The 15,898-nt window shown below is 55.2% G+C and carries 11 protein-coding genes; 7 read left to right on the forward strand and 4 right to left on the reverse strand.

The window, feature by feature from the left end; all coding sequences use genetic code 11:
- The first annotated feature begins 5 nt into the window (after nucleotides 1-5).
- Entirely contained in the window at nucleotides 6-2,537 is a 2,532-nt protein-coding gene (locus IPM21_09720; protein ID MBK9164174.1) for an EAL domain-containing protein, read from the forward strand.
- Between the two features lie 49 nt (nucleotides 2,538-2,586).
- Here IPM21_09720 and sdhB read toward each other — a convergent pair whose 3' ends face one another.
- The 4 genes from sdhB to IPM21_09740 form a co-directional block, all read right to left on the reverse strand.
- Entirely contained in the window at nucleotides 2,587-3,387 is an 801-nt protein-coding gene (sdhB, locus tag IPM21_09725) for a succinate dehydrogenase iron-sulfur subunit (protein ID MBK9164175.1), read from the reverse strand.
- A gap of 118 nt (nucleotides 3,388-3,505) precedes the next feature.
- Nucleotides 3,506-4,759: a hypothetical protein gene (locus tag IPM21_09730; GenBank protein ID MBK9164176.1), complete on the reverse strand. Its 1,254-nt coding sequence runs from the start codon at nucleotides 4,757-4,759 to the stop codon at nucleotides 3,506-3,508.
- Between the two features lie 190 nt (nucleotides 4,760-4,949).
- Nucleotides 4,950-6,806 (reverse strand): succinate dehydrogenase flavoprotein subunit, encoded by a 1,857-nt coding sequence (sdhA, locus tag IPM21_09735; protein MBK9164177.1) that lies wholly within the window; start codon nucleotides 6,804-6,806, stop codon nucleotides 4,950-4,952.
- A 48-nt stretch (nucleotides 6,807-6,854) separates the two neighbouring features.
- A complete protein-coding gene (locus IPM21_09740; protein MBK9164178.1) occupies nucleotides 6,855-7,571 on the reverse strand; it encodes a succinate dehydrogenase in 717 nt (238 codons plus the stop codon).
- Nucleotides 7,572-7,747: 176 nt separating this feature from the next.
- Between IPM21_09740 and IPM21_09745 the strand changes: the two genes are divergently transcribed.
- From IPM21_09745 to IPM21_09770, 6 genes are all read left to right on the forward strand, one after another.
- A complete protein-coding gene (locus tag IPM21_09745; protein MBK9164179.1) occupies nucleotides 7,748-8,632 on the forward strand; it encodes a LysR family transcriptional regulator in 885 nt (294 codons plus the stop codon).
- Nucleotides 8,633-8,787: 155 nt separating this feature from the next.
- On the forward strand, nucleotides 8,788-9,330 hold the full coding sequence (locus IPM21_09750) for a hypothetical protein (protein MBK9164180.1): 543 nt from the start codon (nucleotides 8,788-8,790) through the stop codon (nucleotides 9,328-9,330).
- A gap of 66 nt (nucleotides 9,331-9,396) precedes the next feature.
- The gene (locus IPM21_09755) at nucleotides 9,397-11,037 is read left to right on the forward strand and encodes a flotillin family protein (GenBank protein MBK9164181.1); all 1,641 of its coding nucleotides are present in this window, start codon (nucleotides 9,397-9,399) and stop codon (nucleotides 11,035-11,037) included.
- A 222-nt stretch (nucleotides 11,038-11,259) separates the two neighbouring features.
- Nucleotides 11,260-11,904, forward strand: coding sequence for a hypothetical protein (locus tag IPM21_09760; GenBank protein ID MBK9164182.1), 645 nt, complete (start codon nucleotides 11,260-11,262; stop codon nucleotides 11,902-11,904).
- Between the two features lie 3 nt (nucleotides 11,905-11,907).
- Entirely contained in the window at nucleotides 11,908-12,855 is a 948-nt protein-coding gene (locus IPM21_09765) for a diacylglycerol kinase family lipid kinase (GenBank protein MBK9164183.1), read from the forward strand.
- An 82-nt stretch (nucleotides 12,856-12,937) separates the two neighbouring features.
- Nucleotides 12,938-15,790 carry an AMP-binding protein gene (locus IPM21_09770; GenBank protein MBK9164184.1) on the forward strand — a complete coding sequence of 951 codons (2,853 nt, stop codon included), beginning with the start codon at nucleotides 12,938-12,940 and terminating at the stop codon, nucleotides 15,788-15,790.
- The last annotated feature ends 108 nt before the right edge of the window (nucleotides 15,791-15,898 follow it).

The raw sequence follows: 15,898 nt of genomic DNA on the forward strand, positions 1-15,898 counted from the left end.
ATCTTATGCCCGAGAGCTCAACCGAGCAGTTCCCCGCTTCGAACGCAATCAACTACTATGTTGGTTTGACCATCTTGGTCGGCGCCGCGGTCTTCGCCTATGCAGCCGCGACGCTCCCTGTCAATTCGCTGGACACCCGGTTTCTTATACTCGCCGGTTGCACGATACTGCTCGCCTCGCGAGTACTGATCCGCATCCCAACGATCAAATCGCACATAGCCGTCTCTGACATCTTCGTTTATCTGACGTTACTAATGTTTGGCGGTGAGGCGGCGATCCTGCTTTCGGCTGTCGATACTTTCTTTTCGGCCTGGCGATTCTGCAAAAAATACCGGACGATTCTTTTCAACACCGCGGCCCTCACAATCTCGACTGCCGCAGTCTATGGCGTCTTGGTCATCTCCGGGCTTTATTCGGAACCGCAGCTCCACGGACAGGCACCGTATTTCCGCGATTTTCTCCTGGCGCTTTCGCTGATGGCCTTGACGCAGTTTGCCGTCAATACCGTCCTCGCTTCACTCTACGATTCGATCAATCAAGGTGCCCCGCTGCTTGAGACCTGGACATCCAGATACCTCTGGAGCTTTATAACTTATCTGGTCGGCGCCGCCGGGGCGGGCCTTCTGGTGCAGTTGGTCGATTACGCAGGCTTCGTCGTTGCCCTCCTCGCATTCCCTATATTGCTCTTCATTTACTTTTCGTATCGTATGTACATGCGGAACGTCGAGATGAGTGCCGAACAAGCCGAAAAGGCGCAAGAGTATGCCAAGATGATCGAAGAGCGCTCTGAAGCCCTTACCGAATCCGAAGAGCGGTTTCGTAGTGCTTTCGATAATGCTCCGATCGGCATCGCACTGGTCAAACCAGGCGGCAAATTGCTCAAGGTGAACACGGCTCTCTGCGATATGCTTGGCTATCCGAATGACGAACTGCGCGAACTTTCTGTCCGTCACATCTTTTTCAAGGAAGACCTTCCAAATGTCTTTTTCCGCGTTGGCGAAGTCGCCTCGGGCACTGTCGCATCGCATCAGATGGAACAGCGTTGCCGAAATCGAAACAATGAGGCGGTTTGGACGCTTTGGAGTATGTCGCTCGCTGCAGCGGATGTCTCAAAGGGCCGCGAAATAATATTTCAGATGCAGGACATAACTGCCCGCAAGATCGCAGAAGAAAAGCTTGTGCACGAGGCGACGCACGATCTGCTGACCGGCCTCCCGAACAGAAACTGTTTTCAACAGAAACTCACCGAGGCCCTCGAACGCTCGCATAGGGAAAAGAACCACCGCACCAGTGTCCTTTTTATCGATCTCGACCGCTTCAAGTACGTCAATGACAGCCTCGGGCACATGGTCGGCGATCAGCTCCTGATCAGTATCTCGAACCGGTTAAAGAATTCGATCCGTCCACACGATCTCGTCGCCAGGCTCGGCGGCGACGAGTTTACCGTCTTGGTCGAAGGAACCTACGACGACGTTGAGATCGCCGGCATGGCCGAGCGAATCCAGCGAAACCTGGCCAATCCCTTCAACCTACGCGGACACATAGTTTACAGCTCGGCGAGCATCGGTATCCTTCATGCATCGGAGCGGCACGAGCGGGCCGAGGACATGATGCGCGATGCCGACACCGCAATGTACCACGCGAAGCGGTCAGGAAAGGCGAGATACGAGATCTTTGATGACTCAATGCACGCGGAAGCCAGCGAAACACTTCGGCTCGAGACCGATCTGCGGCAAGCGATAAAGGAAGGAAAGATCGAGGTCTGCTTCCAGCCGCTCTTCTCGCTGACTGACCGCGAGTTGACCGGCTTTGAAGCCCTTGCCCGCTGGCATCATCCGGAACTTGGCGAGATTTCGCCGGGCCGTTTCATTCCGCTTGCCGAGGAGATCGGCTGGATAGATACGCTTGGCGAAAACATTCTTCGAGCCGCCTGCACCCACGTTCGCAATATACATCGCAAGTTCCCTCGCTATGCTCATACGAAGGTGAACGTAAATCTTTCGTCGCAGCAGTTTCGCAGCACGGGCCTCGTCGGCCGCATCCAGTTGATACTCTCGCAGGCCGGCTTTTCGCCCGAAAATCTTCGGCTTGAGATAACCGAGTCGGTTTTCTTTGAACACCAGGACCGTGCCATCGCGATGCTTGCCCAACTGCGCGACCTCGGAGTTGAGATAGACATTGACGATTTCGGCACCGGCTACTCAAACCTCAGTTATTTGGTGCGGCTGCCGATCTCGCGGCTGAAGATCGACAAGTCGTTTGTCCAAATGATCCGAGAGGATGGCTCGAACACCGAGATCGTCCGGACGATCATCGCCTTGGCACGCAACCTCGATCTGGGCCTGGTTGCCGAAGGCATAGAGCACGAATATCAGATATCGGCTCTGCGGACACTCGGCTGCGACTCCGGCCAGGGTTACCTTTTTAGCGCGCCGCTACGGCCTGACAAGCTCGAGGAGTTTGTCGCCGATTGCGACCGCGGTCTCATCGGCAGTACCGACGTGCCGGAATACGCACACATCCTTACCGTCCAATAGAAAACGGCCGCATCGGCAGCGGCCGCTGAGTCCTAAAATTACCCTAAGCTTACTTCTTTAGCCAGCCAAAAAGCGCGTTGACAGTGATGTCGCGGTTCGTTTCGTAGATCGCCTTTGTCAGAGGCACAGACATCGGGCAGACCTGAACGCAATTCTGCGCATTGCCGCAATTGGTGATGCCATCTTCGCCCATCAGCCCATTGAGCCGTTCATCAATATCGGTCTTGCCGACGGGATGCATATTGAACAGCCGAGCCTGAGCGATCGCCTGTGGGCCGATGTAATTGTCGTCGCCGTACTGCGGGCACGCCTCAAGACAGCAGCCGCACGTCATGCACCGCGAGAGAGCGTAACGCTCCTGTGCGACCTCGTTCGAGATCGCGGGCCCCGGCCCGAGGCTATGGCTGCCATCGAGTTCGACCCAAGCGTGGACCTGTTTCAAGTGATCAAACATCTTCGTCCGGTCAACCTTAAGGTCGCGGACATTTGGGAACTTCGACATCGGCTGAAGCGTCACCGTGTCCGAGCCCGAAGCAAGCAACAGATCATCGATCAGCGCCGAACACGATTGCCGCACCGTCCCGTCGATCACCATCGTACAGATGCCGCAGACCTGCTCAAGACAGCTCATGTCCCAAACCGGCGGCGTTGTCGCTTTGCCCTCTATGGTTACCGGCTCTTTGCGCACGTCCATCAATGCCGAGATGACGTTCAGGTTTCGCCGATACGGCAGCTCAAACGTGTCCCAGCTCACCGGTGCGCCCTCTTTCTCACGCCGCTGTATCTTCAGCTTGAACTTCGCCGGCGGCGTCTCCAGCCGCTTTTTTTCTATATGGTTGCTTTCACTCATTTTCTGCTTTTTTCACCGTGTTGTAACGAACGGAATGACAACCAAAGCTCTCTGGTCCGTGATCAAAAATCGACAGCACGACCCATGCCCTTTGCTTACACTCTCATTCAGCTATACTCTACCGGACGAGTTCCCAAATATAGCCCATGTCGACTTTGGGATCATCAGTTGAAATACCGCCTGTAATCAAGTATCTGCCATCGTGACTAAACTGCATCGGCATGCTGGAATTAGCCAGAGTCTGAAGTCGTTCTCCTTTGATATTCCAAACTGATATCCTGGTCTTGATACCTTCAGTCACCGCAATCATCGAGTCATCGGCACTCCATTTGATAAAAGATGCTGATTTCTCCCCCGTTCGTCGAGGAACACTCGCCAAAAGCTTGCCCGTATCGGTTTCCCATAGATGAAAGAGTACGGAATTATCATTCTTAGGTTTAGTTAAGAGCATCTCTGAAGTATTTCCTATAGACGTCTCGCCGGATGAAGAATCAGGAAAGTCAAAAAGGAATTTGCCGGAAGTTGAGTCATAACCGCCGATACCTTTACCGTCTTTGGCCTGAATTAGAACTTTCGTTCCTGCCCTATTCCATCCGACTACAATGCCTTTGGACTTCTTGGATCCGATAGAAGTAACTAATTCCAGTCCTTCCGTCTTGAAAACTCTCGTAACTCCCTCATCGTCCGAAATCGCTAGGTAGCTGTCGTCCCAACTGAATCGGCAAGCTACAATTTTTTTCTTAAACGCGACTTCCTTTTCGAGTGCGCCGGATCCCAAATTCCACAGCGAAACTTTCTTCAAAGTCGGAACAGCCACAAGCATAAATTTTTCGAAATTGCTTATAATGCTGTGTGAACTCGGACCAATAAGAAGAAATCGGGAATCCGACTTATCTGACCGCCTTGATGCGCTTTCACCTTCGTTTCTGTCAGTTTTGTCTGAAACGTTGTCGGCGAGAATGGTTTGCCAGTCAGCGTTAAGATAAACGCTTTCCATTTCTGGATTGGCCGGCGGCGAGATTCCACCCCTTTGGTGGACAATACCGCCGGTCAGAAAAATAAGGAATCTTCCGAAGTTACTTACCCCCTTCACCTTTTTTACGACGGAGCCGTTCGAGAGGTCAAAAATGGAATGAGAAAGATCGCGAGCATGATGGCCAACCGCATACTCGCCGTCAGGACTAAACGAAAACCCGGCTAACGAACGCCCCGAGAGTCGGCTCTGAATTTTGCCTGTCTCGATATTGTAAACAATGATTTCTTTCGCATTGCCGTTGATCGCAGCGAACTTTCCATCTTGGCTAAAACGGGCTAAACCTAATCGCCCCTTCCATACCGAAATGTCACGAAAGTCAGGCAGCTCATGCTTCACAACAAACGGTCCGTCTTGCTGTCCAAAAATAGATACATGAAGGCAACTACGGTGATCAAGACCCACGTTAATTTTCAGATGAATCGTTTCGTCACTTTTTCTCAGCCGAACGTTGGTCTCCGGAACTTTCCGTCGATTACTACCTTGCGTCTCTCGCCTCTTCAAAGTCTGCTCTTTTTTAGCGTCCGGATCACGCGGCCGCGTTTCTTCCCTGATTCTTCGGCGTTTCTTCCCGAGCTTCGGTTTTGTTCGGCCGCGGCGGCGGACGCTTGCCTGATGAGTAGTCCCGCTTTCGCGGTTCTACGATAGAAACGTCGATCGCTTCGTAGCTGAAGACCGGTGCCTCGGCGGAATATTCTGCGACGGTCGTCTTCATATACTCGTCGTCGTTGCGATCCGGAAACTCCGGCTTGTAATGTGCACCGCGTGATTCGTTCCGGTTCAGGGCACCGAGTGTAATAACCCGGGCAAGCTCGAGCATATTCTTAAGCTGCCGGGCATGTGGCACCGCTTGAGTCGCCCAAAGGTTTGAGTCGTTGATCGAGATCCGCTTCAGCCTTTCCTGTAGCTCGACCAGCTTTTCGTCCGTGGCCTTGAGTTTGTCGTTATAGCGGACGACCGTTACGTTGTCGGTCATCCACTTGCCCATCTCTTCGTGAAGTTTGTATTGATTTTCGCCGCCTTCGCTCTTGATTATCGAGTCGTTGATCTCCTGCTGACGCTTCAGTTCCGCATCGTAGATACCATTCGTTTCGGTCTCGCCACGCTCGACGTTCTTGGCGTATTCCATCGCCGCCGGAGCCGCTACAAAACCGCCGTAAACGCACGAAAGAAGCGAGTTTGCCCCGAGCCGGTTGGCACCGTGAATGGAGTAATCGCACTCGCCCGCGGCTAGCAGCCCGGGCACGTTCGTCCGCTGTTCGAAATCCACCCAAAGGCCGCCCATCGAGTAGTGAACGCCCGGGAAAATTCGCATCGGAACATATCGCGGGTCGTCGCCGACGAACATCTCATAGATCTCAAGGATCGCCCCGAGCTTCCGCGTCAGCGTTTCGGCCGGCACGTGCGTCAGGTCGAGAAATACCTGATTCTCACCGCCGACGCCGAATCCATCCAGGCAGACCTGAAAGATCTCGCGGGTCGCAATATCGCGGGGCACAAGGTTCCCGTAGGCCGGATATTTTTCTTCGAGGAAGTACCAGCGTTCGCCCGTCGGAATGTCTTGCGGCTTCCGCTTGTCGCCCGGATCACGCGGCACCCAAACTCGCCCGCCCTCACCGCGAGCAGATTCGCTCATCAGCCGCAGCTTGTCCTCGCCGGGTATCGATGTCGGGTGAACCTGAATGAACTCGCCATTCGCATATCGCGCACCTTGCTGATATGCAGCCGAAACGGCCGACCCGGTGCACGTCTGCGAGTTGGTCGATTTTCCAAAAACTAGTCCCGGCCCGCCTGTCGCCATTATCACCGCGTCGGCCTTAAAAGCCTTTAGTTCAAGCGTTTGCAGGTTCATCGCGATCAGCCCGCGGCAGACCTGATGGTCGTCCATCACAAGCGAGAGCATCTCCCAGCCCTCAAACTTGCGGACCTTTCCGGTTACCTCAAACTTGCGAACCTGTTCATCGAGCGCGTAAAGAAGCTGCTGGCCGGTCGAGGCACCTGCAAACGCCGTTCGGTGGTGAAGCGTACCGCCAAACCGGCGAAAATCGAGCAGGCCTTCCTTTGTTCGAGAGAACGGCACGCCCATCCGATCAAAGAGGTAAATGATCTCCGGCGCCATGTCGGTCATTCGTTGGACCGGCGGTTGGTTAGCGAGAAAATCGCCGCCATAGACCGTATCGTCGAGGTGCTTCGCCGGCGAATCACCCTCGCCTTTTGTGTTTACGGCTCCATTGATGCCGCCCTGGGCACATACCGAGTGCGACCGTTTGACCGGCACGACCGAGATCAGATCGACCTCGTGCCCGGCTTCCGCGATCTTCAACGCCGCGGCAAGCCCCGCAAGGCCGCCGCCGACGATCGCAATCTTTATCCCGTTTGATGACATATCTTTATGTTCGCGTCTGAACCGCGGACGCATCGCAAACCAATTTCGCTAAACACGTTTCGGAGCCGATGAATTTGCCTTTGCAGGCTGCTCGCAGAGTGCTGCCGGAAGCAAACCGCACGGCCTGAGGAACGAAACAGCCGCGTTCGTCCCGACCGCAAACAGCCCAAATGCCAGTGCCGCACAACCGTAAAGAGCATATCGCTGGGCATTTGTGCCGATCAGAATTCCCCAATCGACCGCAAAGAGCCAAAAGCCATAGGCCAGATGCCACGCGGTCGCGGCAACACCGAGAATGTAAATGGCAAGTACCCACGGGATCGCAAGGTCGTTCGCAACAATATCAAACGAGCCAACGGCATTTCCCGCCACCGCGATGTCCGTTAATCCCGGAACTAAGCCAAATCGATAGTGCAGCAAGTGGAAAACGATGAAAAAGAAAAGAAACACCCCGGTTATCCGCTGGAACAGGTAGAACCAGTTTCGGCCGTAGCCGTAGTTCATCACATTCGACCGCGCTTCGGACGAAATAATAATGCCGTAGATCGAGTGAAAGGCAAGCGGAAGAAATATCCCGAAGATCTCTAGAAACAGCAGAAACGGCAGGTCGTGGATGTCCTGTACGGCCTTTTCAAACACTTTTTCGCCGTTCATCGCCTTCGCGTTCGTGAACATATGGACAAAAAAGAAAAGCCCGAGCGGCACGATACCCGTCAACTGGTGCAGCTTTCTCAATAGGAAGTTTCTGCTATATGTAACAGCCATTTAGTTCCCCGTTAAATTCTGACGTTAAATTCTTCGACTTCAGAATTTTACGTTCATCTTCGTTTTTCGGCAATTCTCCCGCAACGGATTTAAGAATACAGGCGAATATAGCTACGATAGTTATAAGCGAAGATGAATTCGCATGAACGGTTAGTTAAGCATTCTTAATCAATACAATGCATATCGAATCATTAAAAATATTCAGCGACCTGGTCGATCTGCAGAGCTTTTCTTTGGCAGCCGAGCGAAATTTTGTTACGCAGTCTGCCGTCAGCCAGCAGATCAAGGCCCTTGAGGAACGCTTCGATCGCCAGTTGCTTGAGCGCGTCCGCGGTCGACGTGAAGTAAGGCTTACGGCCGCCGGCGAGGTGTTTTACCGCGAAGCTCGGGTCGTTCTTGACGCCTATGACCAACTACAGGAGAGCCTTCGCGGCGTTGTCGGCAAGATCGGTGGAACAGTCAAGGTCTCATGCGTTTACAGCGTCGGGCTCCACGAAATGCCGGACAAGGTCGGCGAATATATGTCGAAATTCCCGGCCGCTCGGATCGATCTCGAGTATTCCCGCACGACCAAAGTGGTCCGCGACGTCCTGAACGGCAACGCAGAGCTAGGCGTTATCGCGTTTCCTGAGCCTAAACGAGGACTCAAGATCGTTCAAATGCCGGCGAATAAGCTCGTCGTCATTTGCCCGCCGGATCATAAATTCGCCAAACGCTCGTCGCTCAAGGCAAAAGACCTGGCCGGCCAGGACTTCGTCCACTTCGAACGCGATACACCGACCCGCAAGGCGATCGATAAGATACTGAAAGCAAAGGGTGTTGAGGTCACAAAGGTCGCCGAATTCGACAACATCGAAACAATTAAACGAGCCGTCGAGGTCGGTTTTGGTATCGCGATAATGCCATTGCCCTCTGTGCTTGATGAACAGCGGCTCGGCACACTCGCTATCGTGGAGCTCCCCGAAAAAGAGTGGGTTCGCCCCGTCGGCGTCCTTTATAGAACAGACCGAAGCCTCGGCCTCGCCGCCAAAAAATTCGTACAGATCCTCGAGAATAAATAGGTTCTGCATCTCTTACATTTCCGCCCGCCGCGTATGCTCTTGCCGCCCAAAAGTGGCACATACTCGGCGGGCGATCGTTTTGTCTGGTGCAAAACCGGATTTTCGGTGTATCATACGTCCAACCACGAACCGAAGAAAAACAAGGAACAGCCCGAATGGACTTTCTTACAAGTATCAATCTGATCACGCTCTTCGCGATCATCGGCGGCATTGGGTTCATCTTTTTGCTCGCATCGCTCGTGCTCGGCGACATTTTTGAGATGTTTGGCGGCGAGGCGGACCTCGGCGGTGAAGGCCCCGATTTCGGCCTTTTTGATAGCCGAGTCATCGCAGTTTTTGTAACTGCGTTCGGCGGTTTTGGCACGATCGCCGCATGGTCCGGTTATGGAGCGATAGCGAGTTCAATGGCCGGCCTGCTTGGCGGGCTCATTTTTGGCGGCGTTGTTTCAGCCTTCGGGCGATTTCTCGTCAGCCAGCAAGCGTCTTCGACCGTCACCGACGACGATCTCATCGGGAGGACCGCTCAAGTTACAGTCGCCATCAAACCCGGCACGCTTGGGCAGATCACCGCTCGGGTCGGCGACGAACGCGTCGAGCGTCTCGCCCGCGCCAGCGCCGATGCCGAGATCGCGGCGGGCTCGATCGTCACCATCAAATCCATCGCCGGCGACTCCGTTATCGTTGTGCCGGAAGGTTAGCGTCCGGATCGTCGGATCCGCTTTTTGCCAGATAGAACGAATTGACCAGTATTAAGAGGAAGCCCAATGTTTGAAATTTCAAACCTGATAATCCCCATCGTTATTCTTGTAGTCGTTATCGGAATGCTGATCGCGATAATGCTGATCAGCCGAAACTACATCAAGGTTTCGCCCAACCAGGCGGCAGTTATTTCGGGCCGCAGCCGAAAGCTCGCAGACGGGACCAAGGTCGGCTATCGCCTCGTCCGCGGCGGTGCGACGCTCGTTTTCCCGTTCCTTGAAAAGGTTGAATATCTCGATCTCAACGTGATCACCGTGCCGCTCGCGACGACGCGAGCCTATACGGTGCAGGGCGTTCCCGTTTCGGTCAAGGCCGTCGCCAACGTCAAGATCAAGGGCGACGATACTTCTCTCCGTTCCGCCGCCGAGCGCTTTCTCGGCATGCCGCAGGAACAGTTTCACCGGCTTGTCTTCCAAACGCTCGAGGGCCACCTTCGTGCAATTCTCGGCACGCTGACGGTCGAAGAGATCAACAATGACCGCCAAAGTTTCGCGATGAAGCTTACGACCGAAGCTGCGGGCGACCTTGAGAAAATGGGAATCGGGCTCGACGCCCTGACGATTCAGGAGATCTCGGACGAAGAAGGCTACCTCGACGCTCTCGGTAAACGGCGAACGGCCGAAGTAAAACGCGACGCCGAGATCGGCCAGGCCGAAGCCAATCGCGATTCAAAGATAAAGGCTTCGCTCGCGTTACAGGAAGGCGAGAAGGTCCGCCTCGAGACAGAAGCATTGATCGCCCAATCGAACCGCGAAACCGAGATCCAGAAAGCCCAGGTCCAAGCCGAGATCGAAGCCGAACGAGCAAAGGCAAATCAGGCCGGCCCGCTTGCCGATGCACAGGCCCAGCAGAAGGTCACCGCGGAAGAGGTCCGCATCGAACGCATCCGCACGCAGGAGCAGATCTCGGTTCAGGAACAAGAGGTTCTCCGTAAGGAAAAGGAACTCGAAGCAACGGTCGTCAAACAGGCCGAAGCCGACCGACGGGCCGCCGTTCTTCGTGCGCAAGGCTTGCAGGAATCAGCCATTCTCGAGGCCGAAGGCCGCAAACAGGCACAGATCGCGATCGCCGAAGCTGACGCTCAAACCCTTGAACGCGAGGGCCAGGGCCGAGCCGCTGCCGTTGCCGCCGAGGGAAAGGCGGAGGCCGAGAAGATCCGTGCCGTCGGTCTCGCAGAGGCAGAAAAGCTTGAGGCGAAAGGTCTTGCAGAGGCGAAAGCGATCGAAGCCCAAGGCCTCGCCGAAGCAAAGGCGATCATGGAAAAGGCCGCCGCATGGCGCGAATTCAATGATGCCGCCCGCTTGCAGACAATACTCGAAAAACTTCCGTCGATCATCGAATCGTCGGCCCCGGTCTTCCGTGCCGTATCAGAACCGCTCAGTAATATCGACAAGGTCGTGATGATCGACCAGGGCGGAAACGGCAACGGCGACGGCCACACAAGCGGCGTCAACCGCTTTGCTCAAACCGGGCCGACCGTCATCTTTTCGATGCTCCAGCAACTCCAGGCCCTCGGCCTGAACTGGCCCGAGATTCTCGCCCAACTCGGCATCGACCAGAACGGCGAACCGAAGGAAAAGACGGTCACACCGGCCGTCAAGCCGCAACCGCAGCCGCCGTCACAGCCACCGACAAACCCTGAATAGTGATTTTTTCCGGTCGGCGAAGAAACTACCTTTGTGAACTTCGTGAATGGCTTAGCGCACTTTGTGTTTAGGGTTTCTGAACACAAAGTGCGTTCGCTTTTCAAGTTGAGTTAGCTGCCGGCTGTCGCTTCGTTTCGCATAAAACGAAGCCGAGGAACGCCCGGTCATCAGCTTCGTCCGATTGACTTGCCCGCTCCTGAAATCCGATAATTACGCCGACTTATGAGATCGCAAATTTTCCTTCTAGCTCTTTTTGCACTGTCTCTTTCGGGCTGCGGCGGGATGAACGTCGCCGAGAACCGGGCTCCGGCTCCAGCAAATTCCGCGGCAAATACCGCACCCGCAGCATCCGTCCGCGCCGAACCGCCGGCCGAGGCCGATGGGCTCATGGCACCGAACACGCTCGGTTCAAAGGCCGCCCGCGAGCTCTGCTTTGAAACGAACACCGGCGACACCGATATCGTCCGCGAGCAGACCTTTGCCATCGAGTTCGAGCCCTTCAAAGGCACTTGCTTCATCACGATGCACAATCCGGAATACGACGACCCGCCGCTCGAATCCGAGTTTGCAATCTATCGCGGCAACCGTCGCGTGGCTGAGTTTCCCGAGCAGTTCAACGGCGTTAATTTCGGCTGCTGGATAGAAGGTGTCGGCTTTCAGGACCTCAACGACGACCAAAAGATCGATGCCGTCATCGTCGCCAAGTGCTCCGGTAAATCCGGCGAGTATTACGAAAACATGGTCTATGCCAATGACGGCCGCGGTTTTACGACTAATCTCGACGCGAACTACAAGCTCGCTGAGTTCAAGACAGTGAAGCAGATCGCTGAATATGCCCGCGAGCATCGGTCCGCGTTCTTTAAGTAACCGATGCTTCCTCTCGTCATCGTTAATCCAAAATCCGCCGGCGGCTCAACGCGCGAGAAATGGACGGCCATCGCCTCCGACCTCCGCGCCCATTTCGGCGCATTTCGTGTCGTGTTCACCAAAGGCCCGGGCGATGCGATCGGCCTCGCCCGTAGCCACTCTGAAGAAGGTGCCGGCCTGATCATCGCCTGCGGCGGCGACGGCACTATAAACGAGGTCGCGAACGGAATTCTGCTTTCCAAAAAGGACTGCGAACTTGGCATTTTTCCATCAGGAACCGGCGGCGACTTCCGCCGGACGATCGGCCTTCCGACCGAGCCGCGTGAGATCGCCCGTGCTCTCCGCGAAGGCGAAACGCGAAAGATCGACGTCGGCCGCGTTTCATTTATCGATAACAACGGCGAGCCCACCGAGCGCTATTTTCTCAACGAATCGTCGATCGGCCTTGCTCCGTCAATAATCGAACGCGTCAAGGGTTCTTCTTCGCTTGATTGGCTACCGCTCGATACCGTCCGCGGGCGGGCGAGCTTTGCTCTCTCGACCTTGCAAGAGGTCGTCGGGCTCGCCTCGATCGCAGTGCGAGTAAAGATAGACGACGGAGACGAAAAGCGTCTTCAAACCGTAAATCTTTGCATCGCAAATGCCCGCTACTTCGGCGGCGGAATGATGATCGCTCCCGACGCAAAACTCGCGGACGGCCTACTGGATGTCGTTAATGTCGGCGACATCAATACCGCAAAGATCATCCTCAATGCCTACACGCTCTATATGGGCTCGCACCTCGAGCTTCCTGAGGTCAAAAGCAAGCTCGCCCGCCGCATCGAGGTCCTTCCGGAACCGCATGAGGCCCTCACGCTGATCTCCATTGATGGCGAACTCCCCGGCCGCCTTCCCGCAACGTTTGAGGTCGTGCCCTCGGCCCTTTCACTCCGCGTACCGAAACACCGGTAGCGGCCCGTTCCGAAGATTGCCAAAATCGAGTTTCCTGCTATCCTTACTCAAAGTCGCTTAATACTCTGTTTACACGCTATTTATGACCGGGTCGTACCTTGAAAGGCTTGTTCGCTCATTCGAATCGCGGAGCGAACGCACCGCGATGCGGATCGTCGGCGATGACTCGCACGTTTACACGTTTGGCGAATCGCTTCGCATGATCCGCTCGGTCGCTTACAGGATCGGGCAAGAGAATGTCGAGTTCGGCGACCGCGTCGTCGTAATGGGCGAGAATCATCCCTCGTGGGCCGTCGCTTACCTTGCCACGCTCTATCGCGGCTCGGTGTGTGTGCCGGTCGACCCGCACGGCGAGATCGAGACGGTCACCAATTTCCTCGAAAACTCCGAGGCAAAGCTCGCCTTTATCGATTCAGGTCAGGTCGACCGCTTCAAACAGATCGAAGAGAAGCTCGGGCGACACATACCCGCCGTCGTCTGGCAAACGAATGGGACCGAGCCCGACGTCAGTTCAAACGGATTCCAGCCCTTTTCCGAGTGGGCCGCGACCGATTATCCCGAGAGCTTCGCTGCTGAAAGCCCAAAGGCCGCCGGCGAAGACATCGCGCTCCTTATCTACACCAGCGGCACGACCGGCACCCCTAAGGGCGTTCCGCTCACGCATGCCAACATCATCGCCGAACTCGACGGCATCAATAAGGTCCTCGAACTTTCCGAGCGCGAGCGAATATTGAGCTTGCTCCCGCTCTTTCACGCCTATTTGCAGATCGTAAATCTCTGGGTTGCAACGACTTATGGCTGCGAGGTCGGCTATCTTAAAGAGCTCTCGCCCGCCGAACTCGGCAACGCGATGAAAGAGTTCAAGCCGACGATCCTGACGACGGTCCCGCGGCTTTGGTATTTATTTCACAGCAAGATATTTGACGCGGTCGAGGCGAAACCGGCCGCTGTTCAGGCCCTTTTCCGCACAATGCTCGCGACCAACGGAGCACTCCGCGATACGCTCGGCGTAAACCTAGGAAAAAAGCTTTTCGGCAAGGTGCACGAGTCCTTCGGCGGCGAACTCCGCATCGCGATCTCAGCTGGTTCACGGTTTGACGAAGATGTCGCCCGCGATTTTCACAAGCTTGGATTTACCATCTTGCAGGGCTACGGCCTGACCGAAACGAGCGGGGCCGCGACCGCGACATATGTCGACGACAATCGCATCGGTTCGGTCGGCAAGCCGATGTTCAATGCAGAGATCAAGATCGCCGACCCGGATAAAGACGGCGTCGGCGAGGTGCTGATCCGCGGCGAGATGGTCTTCGCGGGCTACTACAAAAACCCTACCGCAACCGCTGATGCCTTTACCGACGACGGCTGGTTCCGTTCCGGCGACCTCGGCCGGATCGACAAGGACGGCCATCTGTTTATCGTCGGCCGCGGAAAAGATGTGATCGTCCTGCCGTCCGGCAAGAATGTGCACCCCGAAGACCTTGAGGTCCATTACCTGAAAGCTCCGGAGGTCGAAGAACTTGCGATAATCGGAGTCGAAGATAAGACCGAAAAGCGTGCCGGAGCTGAAAAGCTCGTCGCCGTTGTCATTCCTAATTTCGAATACCTGAAACAGGCAAAGCTCCCGAACTCGAAAGAAGCGGTCCGCTACGCTCTCGACAACCTCGGCCGTTCGCTGCCGGAGTATCAGCGCGTCCGCGAATACATCGTGCGGTCTGAACCATTGCCGCGTACGGCGACAAGAAAGATCAAACGTTTTGAGCTTCGAAAAGAGGTCGAGACCGGTACACTTGCAAGCGGCTTAGCGGAAAAGAAAACTTGGCAGCTTACCGAAGGCGATCAAGTGCTTTTGAGTACCAATGTCGCCTCGACCGTGATCGCTTCGCTCCGCAAACACGCCAAAGATGCCGAGACGGTGTTTCATCCGCAGATGAATCTCGAGATCGACCTAGGACTTGATTCGCTAGCCCGTGCCGAGGTTTTTGCCGCCCTCGAACAGGCATTCGAGACCGAATTTACTGCCGAGCAGGCGGCAAACGCACTGACCGTTGCGAATGTGATCGAGCTTGTCGGGCAGACGCCGAAAGGCCAGGCGGCGGCCAAAAATGATACAGCTATCAGCGCCGATCTCAATTGGTCAACGATCCTAAAAGGGGCGGACGATAATATTCCCGAGGTCGAAGCGATCCTCAAGAATCGTCCCGTGTTCATCGCGTTCGCTTTTATCTTCTATCGCTGTTTTAACCTTTTCTGCCGCGTTTTCATGCGGCTCGAGGTGACGGGCGTTGAGAACCTTCGGGCGATGCTGCCCGCCAATGGCGAAAAGCAGAAGCCGTTCCTGATCTGTCCGAACCACCAAAGCTTTCTCGACCCGTTCGTACTGTCGTCGAACTATCCATACGCGATCTTCAAGAATATTTTCCACGTTGGCGCCAGTATGTTCTTCGGCGGACGGATCATGAGCTTCGTCGCGGCAATGCTCAAGGTCGTCCCGATCGATCAGGACACGCAACTCTTGCGTGCAATGAAAGCCGGAGCCATCGGCCTAAAGAGCGGCCGCATCCTGAATATTTATCCGGAAGGCGAACGTGCCTTTGACGGCAAGCTCCACGACTTCAAGAAAGGTGCCGCCATCCTCGCCACCGAACTCGACCTGCCGATCATCCCGGTTGCGTTGGACGGCTTGCATAATGTTTGGGCCCGCAAATCGTGGCGGATCCGGCCGGCAAAGGTCAAGATTTTGATCGGTAAGCCATTTTATGCTCGCGACATTATCGGGAACGCAAAAGCGTTATCGACAGCTCCCGATGCAGATAACGCCACGCCCGCCGTCTCCGGTTCACCGCTGACCGGCGAGGTGGCCTATGCGGCCGTAACTGCACACCTAAAGGCCGAGATCACCCAAATGATCGGCACATTGCGAACCTCGGCGAATTGAGCCTTAGAAGCGAGCACTTAACAAATGGCCGTGTCGTTCGAAATGCTGCAACGAACGAACATGGGATCTTGATTCCTTCCGCTAGGCAATATTCGGAATACGCCTCCG

The organism is Acidobacteriota bacterium (assembly GCA_016716435.1).
Taxonomy (GTDB): domain Bacteria; phylum Acidobacteriota; class Blastocatellia; order Pyrinomonadales; family Pyrinomonadaceae; genus OLB17.